Source organism: Cellulomonas hominis, assembly GCF_014201095.1.
Classification (GTDB): Bacteria; Actinomycetota; Actinomycetes; order Actinomycetales; family Cellulomonadaceae; genus Cellulomonas; species Cellulomonas hominis.
The window spans coordinates 1,134,235-1,156,340 of record NZ_JACHDN010000001.1 but is presented as its reverse complement, the minus strand read 5'-3'; the positions used below and the strand labels follow the sequence as shown (position 1 = coordinate 1,156,340).

At 76.0% G+C, this 22,106-nt stretch carries 22 protein-coding genes and 1 tRNA gene; 12 read left to right on the top strand and 11 right to left on the bottom strand.

Annotation, left to right across the window (positions count from 1 at the left end):
• Positions 1 to 39: 39 nt before the first annotated feature.
• The 5 genes from HNR08_RS05370 to HNR08_RS05350 all read right to left on the bottom strand — a co-directional run bounded on the left by HNR08_RS05370 (position 40) and on the right by HNR08_RS05350 (position 5,099).
• Positions 40 to 675: a response regulator gene (locus HNR08_RS05370; protein WP_222596026.1), complete on the bottom strand. Its 636-nt coding sequence runs from the start codon at positions 673 to 675 to the stop codon at positions 40 to 42.
• On the bottom strand, positions 672 to 2,006 hold the full coding sequence (locus HNR08_RS05365) for a sensor histidine kinase (protein WP_146839586.1): 1,335 nt from the start codon (positions 2,004 to 2,006) through the stop codon (positions 672 to 674). Before HNR08_RS05365 ends, HNR08_RS05370 begins: the two co-directional genes overlap by 4 nt.
• A gap of 19 nt (positions 2,007 to 2,025) precedes the next feature.
• Positions 2,026 to 2,868 carry an ABC transporter permease gene (locus HNR08_RS05360; protein ID WP_146839588.1) on the bottom strand — a complete coding sequence of 281 codons (843 nt, stop codon included), beginning with the start codon at positions 2,866 to 2,868 and terminating at the stop codon, positions 2,026 to 2,028.
• The gene (locus HNR08_RS05355) at positions 2,865 to 3,767 is read right to left on the bottom strand and encodes an ABC transporter ATP-binding protein (protein WP_146839590.1); all 903 of its coding nucleotides are present in this window, start codon (positions 3,765 to 3,767) and stop codon (positions 2,865 to 2,867) included. Before HNR08_RS05355 ends, HNR08_RS05360 begins: the two co-directional genes overlap by 4 nt.
• 84 nt (positions 3,768 to 3,851) lie before the next feature.
• On the bottom strand, positions 3,852 to 5,099 hold the full coding sequence (locus HNR08_RS05350) for a pyridoxal phosphate-dependent aminotransferase (RefSeq protein ID WP_146839592.1): 1,248 nt from the start codon (positions 5,097 to 5,099) through the stop codon (positions 3,852 to 3,854).
• Positions 5,100 to 5,288: 189 nt separating this feature from the next.
• On the opposite strand from HNR08_RS05350, the gene HNR08_RS05345 reads away from it, so the two are divergent.
• From HNR08_RS05345 to HNR08_RS05315, 7 genes are all read left to right on the top strand, one after another.
• A tRNA-Trp gene (locus tag HNR08_RS05345) sits at positions 5,289 to 5,361 on the top strand.
• A gap of 95 nt (positions 5,362 to 5,456) precedes the next feature.
• Positions 5,457 to 5,741, top strand: coding sequence for a preprotein translocase subunit SecE (gene secE, locus HNR08_RS05340; protein WP_146839594.1), 285 nt, complete (start codon positions 5,457 to 5,459; stop codon positions 5,739 to 5,741).
• A 70-nt stretch (positions 5,742 to 5,811) separates the two neighbouring features.
• Positions 5,812 to 6,615, top strand: a complete 804-nt coding sequence (gene nusG / locus HNR08_RS05335; RefSeq protein ID WP_146839596.1) for a transcription termination/antitermination protein NusG — start codon at positions 5,812 to 5,814, stop codon at positions 6,613 to 6,615.
• Positions 6,616 to 6,702: 87 nt separating this feature from the next.
• Entirely contained in the window at positions 6,703 to 7,134 is a 432-nt protein-coding gene (rplK, locus tag HNR08_RS05330; protein ID WP_146839598.1) for a 50S ribosomal protein L11, read from the top strand.
• Positions 7,135 to 7,234: 100 nt separating this feature from the next.
• A complete protein-coding gene (rplA, locus tag HNR08_RS05325; RefSeq protein WP_146839600.1) occupies positions 7,235 to 7,954 on the top strand; it encodes a 50S ribosomal protein L1 in 720 nt (239 codons plus the stop codon).
• 157 nt (positions 7,955 to 8,111) lie between these two features.
• On the top strand, positions 8,112 to 8,405 hold the full coding sequence (locus tag HNR08_RS05320) for a thiamine-binding protein (RefSeq protein WP_146839602.1): 294 nt from the start codon (positions 8,112 to 8,114) through the stop codon (positions 8,403 to 8,405).
• 200 nt (positions 8,406 to 8,605) lie between these two features.
• Complete coding sequence (locus HNR08_RS05315) at positions 8,606 to 9,751, top strand: restriction system modified-DNA reader domain-containing protein (RefSeq protein WP_146839604.1); 1,146 nt, start codon at positions 8,606 to 8,608, stop codon at positions 9,749 to 9,751.
• 3 nt (positions 9,752 to 9,754) lie between these two features.
• On the opposite strand, the gene HNR08_RS05310 is transcribed toward HNR08_RS05315, so the two are convergent.
• The 5 genes from HNR08_RS05310 to HNR08_RS05290 all read right to left on the bottom strand — a co-directional run bounded on the left by HNR08_RS05310 (position 9,755) and on the right by HNR08_RS05290 (position 15,323).
• Positions 9,755 to 10,723: an alpha/beta hydrolase gene (locus tag HNR08_RS05310; protein WP_146839606.1), complete on the bottom strand. Its 969-nt coding sequence runs from the start codon at positions 10,721 to 10,723 to the stop codon at positions 9,755 to 9,757.
• Between the two features lie 11 nt (positions 10,724 to 10,734).
• Complete coding sequence (locus tag HNR08_RS05305) at positions 10,735 to 11,697, bottom strand: zinc-binding dehydrogenase (protein ID WP_183834823.1); 963 nt, start codon at positions 11,695 to 11,697, stop codon at positions 10,735 to 10,737.
• A 49-nt stretch (positions 11,698 to 11,746) separates the two neighbouring features.
• Positions 11,747 to 12,574 carry a maleylpyruvate isomerase N-terminal domain-containing protein gene (locus HNR08_RS05300; protein WP_146835871.1) on the bottom strand — a complete coding sequence of 276 codons (828 nt, stop codon included), beginning with the start codon at positions 12,572 to 12,574 and terminating at the stop codon, positions 11,747 to 11,749.
• A 173-nt stretch (positions 12,575 to 12,747) separates the two neighbouring features.
• Positions 12,748 to 13,914: a homoserine O-acetyltransferase MetX gene (gene metX, locus HNR08_RS05295; protein ID WP_246803010.1), complete on the bottom strand. Its 1,167-nt coding sequence runs from the start codon at positions 13,912 to 13,914 to the stop codon at positions 12,748 to 12,750.
• A gap of 89 nt (positions 13,915 to 14,003) precedes the next feature.
• Positions 14,004 to 15,323, bottom strand: coding sequence for a bifunctional o-acetylhomoserine/o-acetylserine sulfhydrylase (locus HNR08_RS05290; RefSeq protein WP_146835878.1), 1,320 nt, complete (start codon positions 15,321 to 15,323; stop codon positions 14,004 to 14,006).
• A gap of 520 nt (positions 15,324 to 15,843) precedes the next feature.
• Between HNR08_RS05290 and HNR08_RS05285 the strand changes: the two genes are divergently transcribed.
• Positions 15,844 to 17,199, top strand: a complete 1,356-nt coding sequence (locus HNR08_RS05285) for a C40 family peptidase (RefSeq protein WP_146835881.1) — start codon at positions 15,844 to 15,846, stop codon at positions 17,197 to 17,199.
• Between the two features lie 58 nt (positions 17,200 to 17,257).
• On the opposite strand, the gene HNR08_RS05280 is transcribed toward HNR08_RS05285, so the two are convergent.
• Positions 17,258 to 17,755: an inorganic diphosphatase gene (locus tag HNR08_RS05280; protein WP_146835884.1), complete on the bottom strand. Its 498-nt coding sequence runs from the start codon at positions 17,753 to 17,755 to the stop codon at positions 17,258 to 17,260.
• Between the two features lie 171 nt (positions 17,756 to 17,926).
• On the opposite strand from HNR08_RS05280, the gene dacB reads away from it, so the two are divergent.
• From dacB to hpt, 4 genes are read left to right on the top strand one after another with little or no spacing between them, the layout of a single operon-like run.
• Positions 17,927 to 19,342 carry a D-alanyl-D-alanine carboxypeptidase/D-alanyl-D-alanine endopeptidase gene (dacB, locus tag HNR08_RS05275; RefSeq protein WP_146835887.1) on the top strand — a complete coding sequence of 472 codons (1,416 nt, stop codon included), beginning with the start codon at positions 17,927 to 17,929 and terminating at the stop codon, positions 19,340 to 19,342.
• A 35-nt stretch (positions 19,343 to 19,377) separates the two neighbouring features.
• Entirely contained in the window at positions 19,378 to 20,373 is a 996-nt protein-coding gene (locus HNR08_RS05270; protein ID WP_146835890.1) for a zinc-dependent metalloprotease, read from the top strand.
• A gap of 1 nt (position 20,374) precedes the next feature.
• Positions 20,375 to 21,529 carry a tRNA lysidine(34) synthetase TilS gene (tilS, locus tag HNR08_RS05265; RefSeq protein ID WP_146835893.1) on the top strand — a complete coding sequence of 385 codons (1,155 nt, stop codon included), beginning with the start codon at positions 20,375 to 20,377 and terminating at the stop codon, positions 21,527 to 21,529.
• An 11-nt stretch (positions 21,530 to 21,540) separates the two neighbouring features.
• Complete coding sequence (gene hpt / locus HNR08_RS05260; RefSeq protein WP_210736889.1) at positions 21,541 to 22,080, top strand: hypoxanthine phosphoribosyltransferase; 540 nt, start codon at positions 21,541 to 21,543, stop codon at positions 22,078 to 22,080.
• Positions 22,081 to 22,106 lie beyond the last annotated feature (26 nt).

Below are 22,106 nucleotides of genomic sequence, written 5' to 3'. Positions count from 1 at the left end.
CGCGCCCGGGGTGCCTGTCGCGTCCGGCGCCCCCGCGCGTCAGGGCGTCGGCAGCAGCCCGCGCTGCATCGCCACGGTGACCGCCGCCGTCCGGTCGTCGACCCCGAGCTTCCCGAACGACCGCAGCAGGTGCGTCTTCACGGTGGCCTCCGCGATGAACAGCTCCCGGCCGATCGCCGCGTTCGACAGCCCGCGCGCGACCCCGGCCAGCACCTCGAGCTCCCGGGCGGTCAGCCGGTCGGTCTCGCCGCGCACCTGCTGCACCAGCCGGGACGCCACCGACGGCGACAGCGCGGACTCCCCGCGCGCGGCCCCGCGCACCCCGGCGACGAGCTGCTCGCGCGGGGTGTCCTTGAGCAGGTACCCGGTGGCGCCGGCCTCGACGGCCCGCAGGATGTCGGCGTCCGTCTCGTAGGTGGTCAGCACGAGCACTCGCACGCCGGGCAGCTCCGCGGTGATCCGCGCCGTGGCGGCCGCGCCGTCGAGCACGGGCATCCGCAGGTCCATGAGCACCAGGTCGGGGCGCAGCTCCCGCGCCGCCTCGACCGCCGCCGCGCCGTCGGCGACCTCCCCGACGACCTCGATGTCCGGCTCCACCGCCAGCAGCCCCGCCAGCCCCGACCGCACCACCGGGTGGTCGTCCGCCACCAGCACCCGCACCGTCGCGTCCGTCACGCCGTCCCGTCCCCGTCCCGTGTCCTCGTCCCGAGCGGCATCGCCAGCCGCACCCGGGTCCCGCGCCCGGGCTCGCCGGCGACGTCGAGCGTGCCGCCGCCCGCCGCCACCCGGTCCCGCATGCCGCGCAGCCCGACGCCCTCGGCGGTGCCGGGCGCGAGGCCCTGCCCGTCGTCCAGGACCTCGAGCGCCACGGCCCCGTCCTCCCGCTGCAGCCGCAGCAGCACCCGGCGCGCGCCGGCGTGCTTGCGGACGTTCGCGAGCGCCTCCTGGGCGGCCCGCAGCAGCACCACCTCGGTGTCCCGCGAGGCGTCGCCGACGTCCGCGAGCACGACCTCGACCTGCACGCCGGTCTCGGCGCGGAACCGCTCGCCGAGCCGCACCAGCGCCTCCGCGAGCGTGGCGTCGGCCAGCGCGGCCGGGCCGAACGCGGCGACCAGGGCGCGCGCCTCGGCCAGGTTGTCGCGCGCCACCTGCTCGATCTGCGCCAGCCGGTCGGCGGCCTGCTCCGGGCGCCCGACCTCGATCTGCGCCTGCGCCGTCTGGGCCAGCATCACCACGCTGGTGAAGCCCTGGGCGAGGGTGTCGTGGATCTCCTGCGCCATGCGCTCCCGCTCGGCCACGACGCCCGCCGCGTGGTGGCTGGCGGCCAGCGCGGCCTGCGTCGCCTCCAGCCGCTCGAGCAGCTCGGCGCGCTCCTCCGACCGCTCCGCGACCCGGGTGATCCACATCCCGAGGGCGAGCGAGAAGATCAGGCCGACCGACATCTGCGCCGCCAGCACGACGAGGTCCCCCGTCGTCGGACGCTCGCCGGACGCGAACGCCCCGCCGGCGATCGTCACGCAGCTGGCCACCGCCAGCACCACCGAGGCCACGACGCCCTCGCGCAGCGACGCCGCGAAGAACCAGACCTGGGAGAACCCGACGAACAGCAGGATCGAGCCGATCGTGCTCACGCCGCTGCACAGCGACACCACCAGCACGAGGACGACCAGGTAGGCGCGGGTCAGCCGCAGGTCGCCCCGCTGCGCGCCGCGGCGGCCGACGAGCACGTACGCCGCCAGCAGCACCGTCAGGCCACCGAGCGCCGCCCACGTGGCCCCGTCGGGCGGGAACGTGTCGGCGACCGTGACGATGGACACGGCGCTGATCGCGAGCAGGACGTAGAACGCGACGTCCCACCCGGCGAGGGCGCGGCGCCAGAACTCGGTGCGCTCGGCGCCGGAGTCGTCGGGCCGCTCCTCGGCGCCCGGGAGGAACCACCCGGGCGTGCCGCCGGTGACCGGCTGCGCCCCCCGCGCGCCGGCCACCGGCTGCTCACCCGTCCTCATCGCCCCAGTGTGGCGCAGGTCAGCCGTCGTCACGCCGACGCCACCGGAAGGTCCGGACCCCCACGACGAGTCCCGCGACGAGCCAGACCAGCAGGACCGCCGCGACGGCCCCGAGCTGCCACTCGCCGCTCGGCTCCAGCGACTTCGCGGAGTCCGGTAGGAACACCGACCGCATGCCCTGGGCCAGCCACTTCAGCGGGAACACCGACGCCACCTGCTGCATCCAGGTCGGCAGCGAGTAGAACTGGAAGAACACGCCGGAGATGAACTGCAGCACCAGCACCACCGGGGTGACGACGGCGCTCGCGGACCGGCCCGACCGCGGCAGGGACGAGAAGCCGACCCCGCAGATCGCGCCGGACGCGGTGCCGAGCACGAACACCCACGCGAACGTGCCCCACTCGGCCGCGGTGTCCGGCAGCGCGACGTCGAACAAGAGGGCGGCGACCGCCAGCAGCAGCACGACCTGGACCACCGACGTGACGAGCACCTGCCCGACCTTGCCGAGGAAGTACGCCGCCGGCGGCAGCGGGGTCCCGCCGAGCCGCTTCAGCCCGCCCTCGTCGCGCTCCACGGGGATCGACACCGCGAGCGACTGGAACGACGACAGCAGGATGCCGGTGGCGATCATGCCGGGCAGGAAGTACTGCGCGAACGGGATGCCCGGGGCCGCCTCGCCGCCGTCCTGCCCGAACACCGTGGCGAAGATCGCCAGCATGATGATCGGGTACGCGAAGATGAAGATCACCGCGTCGCGCTCGCGGAAGAACCCGCGGATCTCGTACCGGGCGCGCTCGTAGCCGAGCCGCAGCGCGCCGGGCAGCCGGCCGGTCGTCGTCCGGTCCAGGGTCGTGGCGCTCATCGCGCGGCCTCCGTCGTCGCCAGGGCGGGCTCGCCCGCCGGGGTGGTGTCCTCGTCGTCGGCGATCAGCCCGAGGTACACGTCCTCGAGCGTCGGCCGGACGACCTGCAGGCCGGGGACCTCGCCGCCGAGCCGGGCGCCGAGCGCCGCGACCACCGCCGTCGGGGCGTCGGTCTGCTCGCGGCGGACCTCGCCGCCCTCGGTCCACTGCACGACCGCGCGCCGGGCGGACCGCCCGCCGAGGTCGGCCGGGGTGTCGACCGCGACGACGTGGCCCGCGCGGACGACGGCCACCCGGTCGGCCAGGTGCTCGGCCTCCTCCAGGTAGTGCGTGGTGAGCACGATGGTCGTGCCGCCGTCCCGCAGCCCCGCGATGAGGTCCCAGAACGCGTGCCGGGCCTCGGGGTCGAAGCCCGTGGTCGGCTCGTCGAGGAACAGCAGCTCGGGCCGCCCGACGATGCCGAGCGCGACGTCCAGCCGCCGCCGCTGGCCCCCGGAGAGCTGCCGCGTGCGGGTGCGGACCTTCTCACGCAGCCCGACGGCGTCGATGACCTCCTCCGGGTCCCGCGGGTCCGGGTAGTACCGGGCGAAGTGGTGCACCAGCTCGGAGACCGTCGCCTCGGCCAGGTCGTTGCTGCTCTGCAGCACGATGCCGATCCGGGCGCGCCAGTCGCGGCCCGCCGTCTGCGGGTCCTGCCCGAGCACGCGGACGTCCCCGCCGTCCCGCCGCCGGTAGCCCTCGAGGATCTCCACCGTCGTGGTCTTCCCGGCGCCGTTCGGGCCGAGGACCGCGACGATCTCCCCGCGGGCGACCGTGAGGTCCAGCCCGTCGACGGCGCGCTTGGCGCCGTACCGCTTCTGCAGCCCGGTCACCCGGACCGCGAGGTCGTTGTCGTCCATGGCATCGAGCGTGCCGCGCGGGGCCGCCCCGCCGCGACGACCGGGGGGCGGGACCCGGCGTCCACCGATCGGTGGACGCGCAGGTCAGCCCTCCGCGAGCAGCGCCTGGATGCGCCCCACGCCCTCGGCGAGGTCCGCGTCGCCCAGCGCGTACGACAGCCGCAGGTAGCCCGACGGGCCGAACGCCTCGCCCGGGACGACCGCGACCTCGGCCTGGTCGAGCAGCAGCGCGGCGAGCTCGGCCGACGTCGTCGGCGTGACGCCGCGGACCGTGCGCCCGAGCAGCCCGTGCACCGACGGGTACGCGTAGAACGCGCCCTCCGGCGCCGGGATCACGACACCGTCGATCTCGCCGAGCATCGCGACCATGGTGCGCCGCCGGCGGTCGAAGGCCTCGCGCATCGCCGCGACGGCCGACAGGTCCCCGGTGAGCGCCGCGACCGCCGCGCGCTGCGAGACGTTCGCGACGTTCGAGGTCAGGTGCGACTGCAGGTTCGTGGCGGCCTTGACGACGTCCGCCGGCCCGACCATCCAGCCCACCCGCCAGCCGGTCATCGCGTAGGTCTTGGCGACGCCGTTGAGCACGACGGTGGTGTCCGCGAGCTCCGGCACGGCCCGCAGCACCGGGGTGGCGACCGCGCCGTCGTAGGTGAGGTGCTCGTAGATCTCGTCGGTGACGACCCAGATGCCGTGCTCCAGCGCCCAGCGGCCGACCTCGGCGGTCTGCTCCGGGGTGTACACCGCGCCGGTCGGGTTCGACGGCGAGCAGAACAGCAGCACCTTGGTCCGCGGCGTCCGCGCGGCCTCGAGCTGCTCGACTGTGACCTTGTAGCCCTGGTCGACGCCCGCGATGACCTCGACCGGGACGCCGCCCGCGAGCCGGATCGCCTCCGGGTAGGTCGTCCAGTACGGCCCGGGGAGCAGCACCTCGTCGCCCGGGTCGAGCAGCGTGGCGAAGGCCTGGTAGACCGCCTGCTTGCCGCCGTTCGTGACGAGCACGTCGCCGGGGGAGACCTCGTAGCCGGAGTCGCGCAGCGTCTTGGCCGCGATCGCCTCCTTGAGGACCGGCAGGCCGCCGGCGGGGGAGTAGCGGTGGTTCGCGGCGTCCCGGGCGGCGGCGACGGCGGCCTCGACGATGTAGTCCGGCGTCGGGAAGTCGGGCTCGCCGGCGCCGAAGCCGATGACCGGGCGGCCGGCCGCCTTGAGCGCCTTGGCCTTCGCGTCGACCGCGAGCGTCGCGGACTCGGCGATGCCCCCGACGCGCGCGGAGACGCGGCGACGGGCGGTCGGGGCGGGCTGGTCGGCGGGGGCGGGCGCGCTCACGGCGCCCATCCTCGCAGACCTCGCGCGCGTGGACGCGGGGGCGTCTCACGACCCGGCCGCGCCGTCCGCCCCGGGGTCGCGGGGCGCGGTTCGACCCGGGGGCGACCGTCGCGTACAGTGGTCCACCGGTGGTTGACGTCCGCCATGATGAGCCATGCCCTCCAGGGCGGGATCGTCACGACGGAGGAGCAGCCCCGAAGGGTAGTGGCGCAATTGGTAGCGCACCGGTCTCCAAAACCGGCGGTTGCGAGTTCGAGTCTCGCCTGCCCTGCGTTTGTGGTCACGGACCGCCGACCCCAGCGGGCCGGTGGACGACATCAGGCGTCCGGCGACGGCCGGCGTCGCGACACGTAGGGGAACGAACAGGTGAGCGACTCGGCACCCGTGGCGGCGTCCGACGCGGGCGAGCCCGCCCAGCGGACCGGTGGCGGCAAGGCCGCCCGCCCGGAGAAGCGCCGCGGCCTGTTCGCCCGGATCGCGCTGTTCGTCCGCCAGGTCGTCGCCGAGCTGAAGAAGGTCGTCCGGCCGACCCGGTCCGAGCTCGTCACCTACACCAGCGTCGTCCTGGTCTTCGTGGCCGTCGTGATGGCGTTCGTGACGCTCGTCGACCTGGGCATCGGGAAGCTCACCTTCTGGGTCTTCGGGGGCTGAGCCTCCGGCGCCCGGGGCAGGGCGCACGCCACCTCAGCACCACCCCTCGCAGCAGAAAGCAGGTTCGCACGTGTCGCAGGAATCGCAGGAGCCCGGTCTGGGTGCGGCCGAGACCGAGCTCGACGACGCCCTCGCGTCGGTCGAGGCGGTCGAGGCCCCCGCGGCGGGTTCCGACGAGCCCGCCGACGTGACGGACGAGGCGCAGGCCGAGGACGGGACCGACGTCGAGGACGAGGCCGAGGACGACGGTGACGTCGAGCCCGAGGTCGACGTCGACGAGGACCCGGTCGCGGCGTTCAAGGCGCAGCTCCGCTCGCAGCCCGGCGACTGGTACGTCATCCACTCGTACGCCGGCTACGAGAACCGGGTGAAGGCCAACCTCGAGAACCGCACCCAGAGCCTCAACATGGAGGACTTCATCTTCCAGGTGGAGGTCCCGATGGAGGAGGTCGTCGAGATCAAGAACGCGCAGCGCAAGGTCGTGCGCCGCGTGCGGATCCCCGGCTACGTCCTCGTGCGCATGGACCTCACCGACGAGTCGTGGGGCGCCGTCCGGCACACGCCGGGCGTCACGGGCTTCGTGGGCCACACCCACCAGCCGGTCCCGCTGACCCTCGACGAGGTGTTCTCCATGCTGGCCCCCGCGGTCGAGGCGAAGGCCCCGGCCGCCGCCCCGGCGCAGAAGGCCGCCGCCGCGATCGAGGTCGACTTCACGGTCGGCGAGTCCGTGACCGTCACCGACGGCCCGTTCGACACGCTGCCGGCGACGATCTCCGAGATCAGCCCCGAGAACCAGAAGCTCAAGGTCCTCGTGTCCATCTTCGGCCGGGAGACCCCGGTCGAGCTGTCCTTCAGCCAGGTCGCCAAGATCTGACCGGCGCGCGCCCCCGGGCGCGCTGGACGGCACTGCAACCGGGTCATCGCCCACGGCGTCGGCCCACGACAGAAGAAAGGGTGGCTCATGCCCCCGAAGAAGAAGGTCTCCGGCCTCATCAAGCTCCAGATCAACGCCGGTGCGGCCACGCCCGCCCCGCCGATCGGCCCCGCGCTCGGTCAGCACGGCGTCAACATCATGGAGTTCTGCAAGGCGTACAACGCGGCGACCGAGTCGCAGCGCGGCAACGTCATCCCCGTCGAGATCACGGTGTACGAGGACCGCTCGTTCACCTTCATCACGAAGACGCCGCCGGCCGCCGAGCTCATCAAGAAGGCCGCGGGTGTCGCGAAGGGCTCGCCCACGCCGCACACCGTCAAGGTCGCGACGCTGAGCGCGGACCAGGTCCGCGAGATCGCGCAGACGAAGCTCGAGGACCTCAACGCCAACGACCTGGCCGCCGCCGAGAAGATCATCGCCGGCACCGCCCGTTCCATGGGCATCAAGGTCGAGGGCTGACCCTCACCGACCCACCCCGCCCCGGCACCCGCCGGGGCGGGCACCAGTGGCAGGGCCCTGTGCGGCCCGACGACCACGACTGCTGAAGGAGAGAGAGCAGATGGCGAAGCACAGCAAGGCGTACCGCGCCGCCGCCGAGAAGATCGAGGACGGCACCGTCTACGCGCCGCTCCAGGCGGTCCGCCTGGCCCAGGCGACGTCGACCACGTCCTACGACGCGACCGTCGAGGTCGCGTTCCGGCTCGGCGTCGACCCCCGCAAGGCCGACCAGATGGTGCGCGGCACCGTCAACCTGCCGCACGGCACGGGCAAGACCGCCCGCGTCATCGTCTTCGCGAACGGCGAGCGTGCCGAGCAGGCCCGCGCCGCCGGTGCGGACGAGGTCGGCGGCGACGAGCTGATCGAGAAGGTCGCGGCCGGGTACACCGACTTCGACTCCGCGGTCGCCACCCCGGACCTCATGGGCAAGGTCGGCCGTCTCGGCAAGGTGCTCGGCCCGCGCGGCCTCATGCCGAACCCGAAGACCGGCACCGTGACCATGGACGTCGCGAAGGCCGTCGCCGACATCAAGGGCGGCAAGATCGAGTTCCGTGTCGACAAGCACGCGAACCTGCACTTCATCATCGGCAAGACGTCGTTCTCCGACACCGCGCTGGTGGAGAACTACGCCGCGGCGCTGGAGGAGATCCTGCGTCTGAAGCCGTCCGCGTCGAAGGGCCGCTACATCACCAAGGCGACCATCTCGACCACCAACGGCCCCGGGATCCCGCTGGACCAGAACAAGACCCGGAACCTCACCTCGGAGGACGACGCGGCCTGAGCCCCGTCCCCTCACGCGTCCGCAGGCCCGGTCCCCTCGGGGGCCGGGCCTGCGGCGTCCCCGGCCCCGGCCGGGCCGTGGCTCGGACGAGGGAACCGGGGCACCGATCCGCCCGCAGGGGTGGACGGGGGCCGAGCCCTGCGCCAGGGTGGGTGTCATGCTCGTGGCCTTCTCCGTGTCCCCGCTCGGTGCGGGGGAGTCCGTGACCGAGGCCGTGGCGGACGCCGTGCGCGTGGTGCGCGACTCGGGTCTGCCGCACCGCACCGATGCGATGTTCACCACCATCGAGGGCGAGTGGGACGAGTGCCTGGACGTGGTGCGCCGCGCCGCCGAGGCGGTGGGCCGGCACGCCGGGCGGGTGAGCCTGGTGCTCAAGGCCGACATCCGGCCAGGTCACACCGGGGAGCTCACGGGCAAGGTCGAACGGCTGGAGGCGCGGCTCGGGTCGTGACCGCGCGGGACGGCGGCGCCGCCGGTGCCGCGACCGCGTGGACATGTCGTGCAGATGGGTGCGAGCCGGGCCGGACGACGGCCCGGGGGTGACAGACTGCCCGCGGTGGAGCACGCCCGCGGGCGCCGGTGTCCGGGCACCGGAGGCCGCGCCGGGGACGGCGGCGGTGGCGGACGCGCAGGAGAGGGAGCAGCGTACTGATGGCGATCTTCGAGCTCGACGGCGGCCAGGGGACCCTCGTCCAGCCGATGCGGCCCCGGGCCGACACCTTCGACGCCGACTCCGCGAGCCTGGTCTCCGACCACGTCACGGCCCTGCTGGGGGAGCAGGTGCTCCCCGTGCGGCAGGGCGGCCCGGGCGGCCCGCACCTGCTCGCGCTGGACGCCGCGGCGCGGCCGGTCGTGGTCGAGGTCGTGCAGCTGCTCGACGAGGCCGGCCTGGTGCGGGCGCTGCGGCACGCGGGCGGCGCCGCGCGGCTGTCGCACGCCGACCTGGCCCGGATGTACAGCGGCGGTGCGGAGTCGTTCGAGGCCGACCTCGCGGTGTTCCGTGACCGCGCCCCGATCCTGCAGACCCGCACCGCGGGCGCCGAGGGCGTCCGCCTGGTCGTCGTGTGCGCCGACGTGGCCGAGGGGCTGCTCGACGCCGTCGAGTTCGTGACGGGCGGGCTGCGCGTCGAGGTGCTGCGGCTCGGGGTGACCCAGGGCCCGGGCGGGCGACGGTACGTGGACGTCTCGCCGCTGCGCACGAGCACCGCGGGGGAGCGGCGGGCCGTCGAGCCCGGGCCGCGGACCGGCGCGGTGCGGGTCACGCCGCGCGGGGCGGTGACGGACCCGACGCCGGTGGTGCCGGCGCCGGAGCCCGCGCCCGAGGCCGAGGCACCCGAGGCCGAGGCGCCCGCGCCCGAGGCCCCGCCGGCCGCCCCGGCCGGCGGTCACCGGCACGCCGCGCCCGCCCCCGCGGACGCCGCCCCGACGCCCCGCACGGACGAGACCACCCTCCTGCCCCCGATCACCCCGGACGGCCCGGCGCCCGCCCCGGCGCCGGCGACCGCCCGCCGCGCCGCCGCCCCGTCCGGCCGCCCGCTCCCGGAGCTCGCCGCCCTCGCCGCCGCGGACCGGGCGTCGGCCCAGCTGGTCTGGCACCGCGTCCGCCGCGGGCAGCGGCTGGTCGCCACGCTGCGCGCCGACGGGCTGCTCGAGCTCGAGGACGGCAGCCTGCACGCCGACCCCGACGCGGCGGCGACGGCCGCGGCGGACCTGGAGACCCCGGCCGACGGCTGGCGGGTCTGGCGGTTCGGCGAGGACGGTCCGACGCTCGGCGAGGCGGTCGGCGTCAGCCGCTGAGCGTCACGCCCACCCGTAGGCCGCGGTCCACCGGCTGATCTCCGCGTAGAGCCGCGCGCGCACCGGCGCGGGCGACAGCGTGAGGTCGTGCAGCCCGCCCGCGATCCGCACCACGGACACCACGGGCCCGAGCTGGACGGCCCGGCGCGCGAGCAGCTCGACGTCCAGCACGACGTCGGCGGCCCGCATGTCCTCGCTCCACCGCGGGCTGATGAGCGTCCGCGCCGACGCGAGCATGAGCACGGGCACCGGGATGTGCAGGCCGCGCGCGACCTCGGCGTGCCCGGCGAGGATCGCGGCCAGCCACCCGGCCCGCACGGGGAAGGACGGCACCGGCCGCCACGCGTCCTCGTACGTCCACTCGCCGCCGTCCGCGGCCCGCAGCGTGCGCCCGTAGTAGCCGGGGTCGATGTTCGGCAGCGGCGCCTTCGGCTGCAGCCGGGCGAGCCGGGCGATCGCGGGGGCGCTGACGTGCCGGACCACCGCGGCGCCCTGCAGCTCCAGCCACGGCGAGTTCAGCACCAGCCCGTGGACGCGCCCGGGGTGCCGGTTCGCCCACAGCACGCTGACCAGGCCGCCCGTCGAGTGGCCCATGATCATCACGCGGGCGAAGCGCCCGAGGTCGCGGTGGATCTGGTCGAGCGCGGCCTCGATCTCCTCGTCGTACGTCCGCAGGTCGTCGACGTAGCCCGGCGTCTGGTGCGGGCGCAGGCTGCGGCCGTACTTCCGCAGGTCGAGGGCGTAGAACGCGGCCCCCTGCGCGTGCCAGAACTCGGCGAGACCGGTCTGGAAGAAGTAGTCGGACCAGCCGTGCAGGTAGAGCACGGCCCGGGACGGCCGCAGGGGCTCCGGGGTCGGCGGGGCGTACCGGACGAGGCTCGCGACGACCTCGCCCTCGTCGTCCGGGGCCAGGTCGATGGTCCGGACCCGGTAGTCCTCGCCCAGGACGTCGGGCTGCCAGCGGCCGGCCATCGTGCTCCCCCCTAGACCTCGGCGACGACCTTCCCGAACTGGTCGCCGCGCGCCAAGCGTGCCAGGCCGTCCCCGACCCGGGCCAGCGGGACGGTCGAGTCGACCACCGGCCGCACGCCCGTGCGGGCCAGGAAGGCGAGCAGCTGCTCCAGGTCCTGCCGGCTGCCCATGGTCGCGCCGCGCACCGCGATCTCCAGGAAGAACAGCCGCTGGACCTCCATCGCGGCGGGGTCGCCGGTGGTCGCGCCCGCGACGACGATCGTCCCGCCGGGCCGCACGGAGCGGACCGAGTGCGACCACGTCGCGGCCCCGACGGTCTCGATCACGAGGTCCGCGCGCGCCGGCAGCCGCTCGCCCGGGGCCACCGCGCCGGCGGCCCCCAGGTCCAGCGCCCGGGCCCGGCGGCCCTCGTCGCGGCTGGTGGCCCACACCTCGAGCCCCGCGGCGGATGCCAGCCGGATCGCCGCGGTGGCGACGCCGCCGCCCGCCCCCTGGACCAGCACGCGCTGGCCCGGCTGGGCGCCGCCGGTCCCGAACAGCATCCGGTACGCGGTGAGCCAGGCGGTCGGGACGCACGCGGCCTCGACGAAGGACAGCTCGGCGGGCTTCGCGACGAGGTTCCAGGTGGGCACGGCCACCTGCTCGGCCAGCGTGCCGGGGTAGCGCTCGGAGAGCAGCGACCGCGGCTCGTCGGGGCCGACGCCGTGCCCGGACGCCCCGCCGACCACGGCGTGCACGACGACCTCGCGGCCGTCCGGGGCGACGCCGGCCGCGTCGGTGCCGAGGATCATCGGCAGCTGCTCGGCCCGCAGGCCGACGCCGCGGAGCGACCAGAGGTCGTGCTGGTTGAGCGCGGCGGCGCGGACGTCGACGGTCGTCCAGTGCTCGCGCGGCTCCGGCGCGGGGCGCTCGCCGACCACGAGGCCGGCCAGCGGGTCGTCGGGCGCGAACCGGTCCACGTACGCAGCGAGCATGCGCCCAACCTAGCGCCGGGCAGGGTCCCGTGGGCGCGCGGCCCGGGGGCTAGAGGATCGGGAGCATGCGGCCCAGGTCGGGGACGGCGTCGGAGGTGAAGCGGGGGGCGAGGGCCGCCGCCAGCACGTCGACGTCGTACGGGACGCGGCCGGCCGCCAGGCGCACCCAGGTGAGCGGCTGCACGACCTCGAGGTCCCAGCCGCCGCGGGCGCGCACGATCCGCAGCAGCTCCTGGGCGACCAGGTCGAGGGCGTCGCCGTCGAGCGGGCCGCCGGCGGTCACGCCGTCGCCGAGACCGCCCTCCGGGCCGAGGCCCCCGGGGACGCCGGGGCGCGGTCCGACGCCGTCGCCGAGCTCCGCGCGGGTGCCGGGCGCGGCGCCGCGGGCGCGGGCCAGCGAGCGCTGCAGGTCGTCGGCGTGCACCACGAGCTCGGTGATGCGGGACGCGATCATCGTGGACAGCAGCACCGGGCCCCGGCGGGCCTGCACCACGCGGTCGGCCGGCCCGAGCGCGTCCACCCGGGCGAACGCCTCCGCGACCAGGGCGTCCACGTGCCGGAGGGGGTCGTCGGCGATCTGCTCGGCGAGCTCGCGGGTGACGCGGTCGATGTCCGCCGCCCGGCCCGCGTACGTGCCGAGGTACTCCGCGAGCGACAGCGGGACGGTGCCCGCGGGGGCCGGCTCGCACGCGGCGAGGGCGCTCATCGCGCGGCCGAGGTGCGCCACGAGGTCCGCGACGGTCCAGCCGTCGAGGATGCTCGGCGCGCCGCCGTCGCCGGCCTCCACCACGTCGCCGACCCACGCGCGCAGCGTGCCCCACTGCCGGCGGAGCACGTCCGCGCGCTCGGTGACGTCCCCGGACCTGGTCGCTGCCATGGGGTCAGCGTGCCACGGACCCCCCCCCACGGGCCGCCCCGCCGCCCACCGCCCCGCCGCCCGCCTGCTTCCCGGCGCGACCGGAGGGTTCTGCCGCGACACGCCGCGCGTGTCGGGCAGAACCCTCCGGTCACCGCGCCGCAGGGCCGTGCCCGTGCCCGTGCCCGGCGCCCTCAGCGCTCGAGGTGCGCCCGGACCAGCGGGCCGAGCTGCTCGTGCTCGATGAGGAACCCGTCGTGCCCGTACGGCGTGCGCAGCGTGCGGACCGGCCCGGCGCCGGGGATGCCCGCGGCGATCCGCTCGGACTGCGCGGGCAGGAACAGCCGGTCGGAGTCCACGGCCACGACCAGGGTGTCCGCGGTGACGGTCGCGAGCGCGGCCTCGACCCCGCCGCGGTCCCGGCCCAGGTCGTGCGTGATCATCGACCGGGTCAGCACCGCGTAGGTGTTGGCGTCGAACCGGCGCGCGAGCTTGTCGCCGTGGTGGTCCAGGTAGGACTGCACTGCGAACCGGCCGCCGTCGAGGGGCTCCTCGCCGCCCTGCGGGATGCGGCCGAACCGCTGGTCCAGCTCGGCGGCGCTGCGGTAGGTCTGGTGCGCGATCTGCCGGGCCAGGCCGAGGCCGACGTGCGGGCCCTCGCCGTCGGGGGCCGCGTAGTAGTCCCCGCCGCGGAACCGCGGGTCGGCGGCCAGCGCGGCGAGCTGCGTGTGGAACGAGGCGATCTGGTCGCCCGACGTCTGCGCGGTGGTGGCGATCGCGGCGAGGCGGCGGACCCGGTGCGGCACGGTCACCGCCCACTCGAGCGCGCGCTGGCCGCCCATGGATGCCCCGACGACCAGCGCCCAGGACCCGATCCCGAGCTGCTCGGCCAGCCGCGCCTCCGCGGCGACCTGGTCCCGCACGGTGAGCTGCGGGAACCGGCTGCCCCAGGGGTGCCCGTCGGGCGCGGTGCTGGCCGGGCCGGTGCTGCCCTGGCAGCCGCCGAGCACGTTCGGGGCCACGACGAACCAGCGGTCGGTGTCGATCGGCGCGCCCGGGCCGACCAGCGTCGACCACCAGCCGGGCGTGGGGTGCCCGGGGCCGGCCTCGCCCGTGACGTGCGAGTCGCCGGTCAGCGCGTGCAGCACGAGCACGGCGTTGGAGCCGTCCGGCGCGAGGGCGCCCCACGTCTCGTACGCGAGCCGGACGCCGGGCAGGTGCCCGCCGGCCTCCAGGTCGAGCGGCCCGAGGTCCGCGAACTGCCTGCGGCCCACGGGGTCGCCCTCGCGCCAGGCGGAGGAGGCGCGCGGCGGGGTGCCGGGGAGCGCCCGGCGGCGCTGCTGGGTGCGGGGCTCGGGCACGGCCGACCGTCCTGACGCGGGCGCGCCGACGGGCGCCGCGGAGTCCGCGGCGCCCGTCGGTCGGGTGGTGGAGAAGGTCACGGTGCTGCTCAGGCCCCCTTGGCGGCGCGGAAGCCGGCGTCGAGGTCGGCGAGGATGTCCTCGATCCCCTCCAGGCCGACGGCCAGCCGGACCAGCCCGGGGGTGACGCCGGACAGCGCCTGCTCTTCGGGCGTGAGCTGGCTGTGGGTGGTGGACGCCGGGTGGATGACGAGCGACCGGACGTCGCCGATGTTCGCGACGTTGGAGTGCAGCTCCAGCGCCGACACGAACGCCTGGCCGGCCTCGGCCCCGCCCGCGATCTCGAACGCGAGGACCGCGCCGGTGCCGCGCGGGCCGTACTTGCGGCCCAGCTCGTACTGCGGGTGCGAGGGCAGGCCGGCGTAGGTCACCGAGAGCACGTCGTCGCGCGCCTCGAGCCACTCGGCGACCTTCTGGGCGTTGGCGACGTGCCGCTCGACGCGCAGCGACAGCGTCTCCAGGCCCTGCGCGATGAGGAACGCGCTGAACGGGCTGATCGCGGCGCCGAGGTCGCGCAGCAGCTGCACGCGCGCCCGCAGGATGTAGGACAGGTTGACGCCGAACGCGCCGTCCTTGCCGAGGTCGCGCGCGAACACCAGGCCGTCGTACGACGGGTCGGGCTGGTTGAACGACGGGTACCGCTCGGGGTCGGCGCCGTAGTCGAACGTGCCGCCGTCGACGATGACGCCGCCGATCGCGGTGCCGTGCCCGCCCAGGTACTTGGTGGCCGAGTGCACGACCACGTCGGCGCCCCACTCGAGGGGCCGGATCAGGTACGGGGTCGCGACGGTGTTGTCGACGATGAGCGGCACGCCGGACTCGTGAGCGACGCCGGCGACCGCCTCGATGTCGAGGACGTCCTGCTTGGGGTTCGGCACCGTCTCGGCGAAGAAGGCCTTGGTGTTCGGCCGGACGGCGTCACGCCACGCCTGCGGGTCGTGCGGGTCGGTGACGAAGGTCGTCTCGATCCCGAGCCGGGGGAGCGTGTAGTGCAGGAGGTTGTACGTGCCGCCGTAGAGGCTGGGGCTCGCGACGATGTGGCTGCCGGCCTCGGCGACGTTGAGGATGGCGTACGTCTCGGCGGCCTGGCCGGACGCGACGAGCAGCGCGCCGACGCCGCCCTCGAGCGAGGCGATGCGGTCCTCGACGGCCTGCACGGTCGGGTTGCCGATGCGGGTGTAGATCGGCCCCAGGTCCTTCAGGGCGAACCGGTCGGCGGCGACGCCGGCGTCGGGGAACACGTACGAGGTGGTCTGGTAGATCGGCAGCGCGCGGGCGCCGGTGGCGGCGTCCGGGGTCTGGCCGGCGTGGATCTGGCGGGTCTCGAAGGACCACTGCGGCTGGGTCATCTCGGCTCCTGGCTGGGTGCTGGCGGGGGTTCGGACGGCGGTGCGCACGCGCGTCGTGCCAGGAGAAGGTCCGGGCCGGGGGTGCCGGTGTGCGGCTGCCCCGGGTTCGCTTCAGCGGGGGAGCCGGTGCCGCGGGCCGGTGGACCGGTCTGCGGGCACAGCCGAGCGTGCGCTGGTCAGCGACACATTCGGCGGGACATGGCGCCCACAGTACGGAGCGGTCGGGCCGCCGCGGAACCTCCGTCTCGCCATGTGGGATGCCTGTCCATTCAGCGGTCGTCCGCGGGGTGTTCGGGGCGCTCCGGGGGCCGCCGGGCGGGCCGAGCGGGTGAATCAGGCGCCGACGTGTCCGGTTCGTCCCGAACCACGCCGATGTGACTCATGTGAACGGTGTGACGGCTGTTCACTTGTGTGAATCGAGCGGGTAGCGTTCCCGCGGGGCGCGCCGGACAGCCGGCACCCGGTCCGGCCTGCGGGGACGACGCGGCGGCACCGGGCAGGACGACGAGAGGTGGACGTGGTGCGGACGACCGGACGGGCGAGAGCGGGGCGTGCCGCCGCCGCGGTGATCACGACGGCGGTGCTGCTGGTGCCCGCGGGCGGCGTCGCCCTCGCGGACCCCGACGTCACCGACCAGGACGTCCGGGACGCGCAGCGCGCCGTCACCAGCGCCGCCGGTGCCGTCGCCGACATCGAGGTCCGCCTCGCCGAGCTCAGCACCCGCGCGGACGACGCCGAGGTCGCGGTGGCGCAGGCCGGCGAGACCTACGCCCAGGCGCAGGCCGACCTCGCGACCGCCCAGCAGGAGGCGCAGCGCGCGTCCGAGCAGTACGACCAGGCCACGGAGCAGTTCGCGGACGCCCGCGCGACCCTCGTCGCCATCGCCCGCGAGGCCGCCCGCTCCGGCGGCTCGATGGACACGGTGCAGGCGCTGCTGTCCGCCGAGGGGTTCCAGGACGTCGTGTCCCGGAGCGAGGCCCTGACGCACGTCAGCGACAAGGCCGACCAGGCGGTGCAGACCTACCTGGCCGCCGAGCAGGTCGCCACCACGCTGAAGGCGACGTCCGAGCGGGCCCAGGCGGCGCAGGAGCAGGCCGCCGCCGAGGCGCAGTCCGCCCTCGACGCCGCCGAGCAGGCGCAGTCCGACGCCGACGCCGCGGTCGCCGCCACGCAGACCGAGCGGCAGTCGCTCATCGTCCAGCTCGCCGCGGCCCGGAACACCAGCGCCGAGGTCGAGCAGGCGCGGCAGGACCAGGTCGACGCCGAGCGCCGGCAGCGCGCCGAGGCGGCCGCGCAGGCGGAGCGGACGCAGACGCCGAGCACGCCCAGCGCACCGAGCACGCCGAGCACCGGCGGCGGCACCACAGCGCCGCCGACCACGACGACCCCTCCGACGACCACGACGCCGCCGACGACCACGACCCCGCCGCCGACGACCACGACGCCGCCGACGACCACCACCCCGCCCCCCACGACGGGCGGCGGCGGGGGCTCGTCCTCCGGCTCGACCACGGGCGCCGAGGCCGCCATCGCCTGGGCGAAGGACCGCATCGGCCTGCCGTACGTGTGGGGCGGCACCGGCCCGAACGGCTACGACTGCTCCGGCCTCACCCAGGGCGCCTGGCGCGCCGGCGGCGTGACGCTCAACCGGACCTCGCGCGACCAGTACCGGCAGGTCAAGAAGATCGCGTACAGCGAGCTCCGGCCGGGCGACCTGGTGTTCTGGGGCAGCAACCCGAACGACGCGAGCACGGTCTACCACGTGGCCATGTACATCGGCGGCGGGCAGATCATCGAGGCGCCGAGCCCGGGCAACACCGTGAAGATCAGCTCGATGCGCTACACGAACTCCATGGCGTACGCCGGCCGGCCCTGACCCGGACGCGCGAGAGCCCCGGTCCGCCCCTCACGGGTGCGGGCCGGGGCTCTCGTCGTCAGTGCTGGTCGTAGCCCGCGTCGATCGCCCGCTGCCGGGAGCGCTCGATCTCGGCCTCCGCCTCCGCGCGGCCGACCCAGTGCGCGCCCTCGACGGACTTGCCGGGCTCCAGGTCCTTGTAGACCTCGAAGAAGTGCTGGATCTCCAGGCGGTGGAAGTCCGACACGTCGTCGATGTCCTGCCGCCACGCGGCGCGCTGGTCGCCCGTGGGGACGCACAGCACCTTGTCGTCGCCGCCGGCCTCGTCGCGCATGCGGAACATGCCGAGCGCGCGGCACCGGATCAGGCAGCCCGGGAACGTGGGCTCCTCGAGCAGCACGAGCGCGTCCAGCGGGTCGCCGTCCTCGCCGAGCGTGCCGTCGATGAAGCCGTAGTCGTCCGGGTAGCGCGTCGAGGTGAAGAGCATGCGGTCGAGCCGGATGCGCCCGGTCGCATGGTCCACCTCGTACTTGTTGCGCTGGCCCTTCGGGATCTCGATCGTGACGTCGAACTCCACACCCGCTCCTTCGTCGCCGCCGCACCGACCCCCTGGTCGGCCGCGACGGGCAGCTGATCACGGCGGCGGTGCCGGGTGGCTGACCGCCGCACTTCGTCCCCTAGTGTGACGCACGGACGACGCGGTGGCGGGTCCGGCGCGGTGGTGGCAGGACGAGAGGCGGGTGAGCCGGTGGCACGGACGGCCAGGACGGTCGGGGCGGCGCTGCTCGTCGTGCTGCTCGCGGGCGGCGCGTACGCCACCGCGGACGCCTACGACGTCGTGCCGGGCGTCGTGACCCTGGCGCCCGAGACGGCCCCGGCGGCCCCGTTCCCGACGGCCCCGGGCGCGGACGCGGCCGCGACGCTCGCCGAGGTGCTGCCCGGGCTCGACCCCGCGGCGCCGCAGCCGGACGCCGCCCAGGTGCAGGCCCAGCTCACCGCGCTCGCCGCTGACCCGCGGCTCGGGCCGTCCGTGGGCGCGGTGGTCGCCGACGCGCTGACCGGGGAGGTGCTGGCCGAGCACGGTGCGGCCGCGGCCCGGACGCCGGCGTCCACGGCGAAGCTCGTCACCGGCGTCGCCGCGCTCACCGAGCTCGGCCCGGAGCGGACGTTCGACACGACCGCGCGCCGCGGGGCCGGTGACCAGGTGGTGCTCGTGGGCGGCGGCGACATGATGCTCGCCGCGGGCGCGGGGGACGCCGGGGCGGTGAACGGCCGCGCCGGGCTCGCCGACCTCGCGGCGCAGGTCGCCGTGCAGCTGCGGCTGGCCGGGATCGACTCCGTCTCCGTCGCGCTCGACGACACCCTGTTCACCGGCCCGGGGCTGGCCCCCGGGTGGGACCCCGCGGACGTGAACATGGGCTACGTGGCCCCCGTCGCGGCGCTCGCGGTCGACGTCGCGAAGATGTCCGCCGGCGAGTACCCGCCCCGCTACCCGGACCCGGCGCTGCAGGCGGCGGGGGAGTTCGCGCGGCGCCTCGGCGAGGCCGGCATCACCGTGACCGGCAGCCCCACCCGGGTGTCCGAGCCGGCCACCGGGGACGTGCTCGGGGTGGTGTCGTCCGCGCCGGTCGCCGAGGTCGCGCAGTACTTCCTCGACACGTCCGACAACACGATCACCGAGGTGGTCGCGCGCATGGTGGCGCTCGACCTGGAGCTGCCCGGCTCGTTCCAGGGCGCGACGCAGGCGGTGCTGCGCACCGCGCAGACGCTCGGGGTCGACACCACCGGCGCGGTGCTGCAGGACGCGTCCGGGCTCGCCGAGGGCTCCGCGATCCCGCCGCAGATGCTCCTGGGGCTGCTGGAGCTCGTCGTCGACCCGGCGCACCCCGAGCTGCGCGAGGTCGGCACCGGCATGCCGGTCGGCGGCCTCACCGGCACGCTGACCCACCGGTTCGAGTCCGGCGCGGCCACCGGGACCGTGCGCGCCAAGACCGGCAGCCTCAAGGACGTCACGTCGCTCGCGGGCACGGTGCTGGACGCCGACGGGCGGCTCCTGCTGTTCGTGCTGATGGCGGACCAGACCGGCGCGGTCGGGCAGACGCTGCCGCGCCAGGCGCTCGACGGGTTCGTCACCCAGCTCGCCGGGTGCGGCTGCCGCGGGTGACCCCCGTCCCGGCCCCGCGTGGTTACCGTGGTCGGGTGCAGCCGGCCGTGGACTGGGACCTGGCCGCCCGGCTCGCCGCCCGCGCGGTGCGCTCCGGGCCCGCCGCGTCGCGCGCCGAGCGGGTCGAGGTGGTCGACGCGCTGCGGGACGCGGCACCGGTGGCCGCCGCCCACGTGGCCCACGTGACCCGGCTCGGGGAGCCGCCCGCGCCCGAGGTGCGGGTCGTCGACCGGGCGTCCTGGGCCCGCGCCAACGTGCGCTCCCTGCGGTCCCTGTCCGACCGGGTCGGCGTGCTGCCGGACCGCGGGCTGCGCGGCACGGCGGGCGCCGGCCAGGTGGCGGCGGTCCTCGGCCTGCTGTCGGGCGCGGTGCTCGGGCAGTACGACCCGTGGTCCGCGCCCGGGACGCTGCTGCTCGTCGCCCCGAACGTGCTCGGCACCGAGCGGGCCCTGGGCGTCGACCCCGCGGACTTCCGGCTCTGGGTGACCCTGCACGAGCAGACGCACGCCCTGCAGTTCGCCGCGGCGCCCTGGCTGGTGGACCACCTGGCCGGGCAGGTCGCGGTGCTGCTCGAGGAGGACCCGCGCGACCGGGTGCGGGCGGACCACCCGGACCACCCGGACCACCCCGTGCGCCCGCGCCCGCGCTCGCTGCTCGACCTCCTCGATCCGCGGCAGCGCGTGGCCCTGGACGAGGTCGGCGCGGTCATGGCCCTGCTCGAGGGGCACGCCGACGTGACGATGGACGCCGTCGGCCGGACGGTCGTGCCGTCGGTGCGGCGCATCCGGCGCCGGTTCGAGGCGCGCCGCTCCGGGGCGCCCGGCACCGGCGCGATGCGCAAGGCGCTGCGCACGGTCCTCGGGCTCGACGTGAAGCTCGCGCAGTACCGGGACGGCGCCGCGTTCGTGCGCGCGGTGCGCCGCCGGGTCGGCACCGACGGCCTGAACGCCGTGTGGAGCGGCCCGGGGGCGCTGCCGACCGCGGCCGAGATCGCGGAGCCCGCCGCCTGGGTGCGGCGGGTGCACGGCTGACGTGCCCGGACCGCACCCCGCCGTCGCGGCGGTCCGTTCGGCGGTCACCGCCGCGCTCGCGGACCTGCCGGACGACGCGCCCGTGCTCGTCGCCTGCTCGGGCGGCCCCGACTCCCTCGCGCTCGCGGCCGGCGCGGCGTTCGTGGCCCGGGCGCGCGGCCGGGAGCCCCGGCCCGTCGGGGCCGTGGTCGTGGACCACGGGCTCCAGCCGGGCAGCGCGGCGGTCTCGGACCGGGCGGCGGACGCGTGCCGCGGGCTCGGGCTGGACCCGGTCGAGGTGGTGCCGGTGCGGGTCGGCGGCCCGGGCGGGCCGGAGGCGGCGGCCCGGGAGGCCCGGTACGCGGCGCTGCTCGACGCCGCCGCACGGCACGGGGCGGCCGCCGTGCTGCTGGGGCACACCCGCGACGACCAGGCCGAGGGGGTGCTGCTGGGACTGGCCCGCGGCTCCGGGGCGCGCTCGCTCGCCGGGATGGCGCCGGTGCGCGGGCTGCTCCGGCGGCCCCTGCTCGGCGTGACCCGGGAGCAGACGGCGGCGGCGTGCGCGGCCCTCGGGCTGGCGCCCTGGCACGACCCGACGAACGCGGGGACGGCGCAGGGCGACCCGCTGCGCTCCCGGCTGCGCGCGCGGGTGCTCCCCGTGCTGGAGCGCGAGCTCGGCCCGGGCGTCGCGGCCGCGCTGGCCCGCACGGCCGACCTGCTCCGCGAGGACGCGGACGCCCTGGACGCCCTGGCGGCCGAGCTCCTGGAGCGGGCGCTGGTCGTGCCGTCGCCTGCCGAGGTCGACGGTTCCGCCCGAGGTCGTCGGTCGCGCCCGGCGGCAGGGGGCGGAACCGACGACCTCGCGGACGCGGCCGTCGTGCTCGACGTGGCGGTGCTCGCCGGCGCGCCCGCGGCGCTGCGGGGGCGGGCGCTGCGGGCGGCCGCGGTGCGCGCCGGGGCGCCGGCGGGGGCGCTCGGGCGGGCGCACGTCCGGGCGGTCGACGACCTCGTCACCGGCTGGCGCGGCCAGGGCCCGGTGCAGCTGCCCGGGCGCGTGGCGGTGTCCCGCGCGTGTGGCAGGCTTGCGCTGCACGCCGGACCCCCGCCGGACGGATCGGACGCGTCCGGCGCGCGCGTCACGGCACAGGCGACACAGCGAGGAGACCGGCACCGGTGAACGTCGACGACATGGGCGCGGACCTGGAGCGGGTGCTCCTCACCGAGGAGCAGCTCGGGCAGCGGCTCGACGAGATCGCCGCGCAGATCGACGAGGACTACGCGGGTCGGGAGATCCTGCTGGTCGGCGTCCTCAAGGGCGCGGTCATGGTGATGGCCGACCTCGCGCGGCGGATCAGCACCCCGCTGGCGATGGACTGGATGGCCGTGTCGTCCTACGGCTCGGGGACCAAGTCGTCCGGCGTCGTGCGGATCCTCAAGGACCTCGACGCGGACCTCACCGGCCGGCACGTGCTGATCGTCGAGGACATCATCGACTCCGGCCTCACGCTGTCCTGGCTGCTGGCCAACCTGCGCAGCCGCGGCCCGGCGTCGGTCGAGATCGCCACGATGCTCCGCAAGCCGGAGGCCGCCAAGGTCGACGTGGACGTGCGCTACGTCGGCTTCGACATCCCGAACGAGTTCGTCGTCGGGTACGGCCTGGACTACGCCGAGAAGTACCGGAACCTGCCGTTCGTCGGGACGCTCGCGCCGCACGTCTACGCGTCCTGACGCGCGGGCGGCGTCCAGCCCTGGGC

What these genes read in the sequence shown, in the direction of transcription:
- HNR08_RS05365 (WP_146839586.1), bottom strand. Translation starts at nt 2,006, where the DNA reads ATGAGGACGGGTGAGCAGCCGGTGGCCGGCGCGCGGGGGGCGCAGCCG.
- HNR08_RS05360 (WP_146839588.1), bottom strand. Translation starts at nt 2,868, where the DNA reads ATGAGCGCCACGACCCTGGACCGGACGACGACCGGCCGGCTGCCCGGC.
- HNR08_RS05355 (WP_146839590.1), bottom strand. Translation starts at nt 3,767, where the DNA reads ATGGACGACAACGACCTCGCGGTCCGGGTGACCGGGCTGCAGAAGCGG.
- HNR08_RS05350 (WP_146839592.1), bottom strand. Translation starts at nt 5,099, where the DNA reads ATGGGCGCCGTGAGCGCGCCCGCCCCCGCCGACCAGCCCGCCCCGACC.
- rplK (WP_146839598.1), top strand. Translation starts at nt 6,703, where the DNA reads ATGCCCCCGAAGAAGAAGGTCTCCGGCCTCATCAAGCTCCAGATCAAC.
- rplA (WP_146839600.1), top strand. Translation starts at nt 7,235, where the DNA reads ATGGCGAAGCACAGCAAGGCGTACCGCGCCGCCGCCGAGAAGATCGAG.
- HNR08_RS05320 (WP_146839602.1), top strand. Translation starts at nt 8,112, where the DNA reads ATGCTCGTGGCCTTCTCCGTGTCCCCGCTCGGTGCGGGGGAGTCCGTG.
- HNR08_RS05315 (WP_146839604.1), top strand. Translation starts at nt 8,606, where the DNA reads ATGGCGATCTTCGAGCTCGACGGCGGCCAGGGGACCCTCGTCCAGCCG.
- HNR08_RS05310 (WP_146839606.1), bottom strand. Translation starts at nt 10,723, where the DNA reads ATGGCCGGCCGCTGGCAGCCCGACGTCCTGGGCGAGGACTACCGGGTC.
- HNR08_RS05305 (WP_183834823.1), bottom strand. Translation starts at nt 11,697, where the DNA reads ATGCTCGCTGCGTACGTGGACCGGTTCGCGCCCGACGACCCGCTGGCC.
- HNR08_RS05300 (WP_146835871.1), bottom strand. Translation starts at nt 12,574, where the DNA reads ATGGCAGCGACCAGGTCCGGGGACGTCACCGAGCGCGCGGACGTGCTC.
- HNR08_RS05290 (WP_146835878.1), bottom strand. Translation starts at nt 15,323, where the DNA reads ATGACCCAGCCGCAGTGGTCCTTCGAGACCCGCCAGATCCACGCCGGC.
- hpt (WP_210736889.1), top strand. Translation starts at nt 21,541, where the DNA reads ATGGGCGCGGACCTGGAGCGGGTGCTCCTCACCGAGGAGCAGCTCGGG.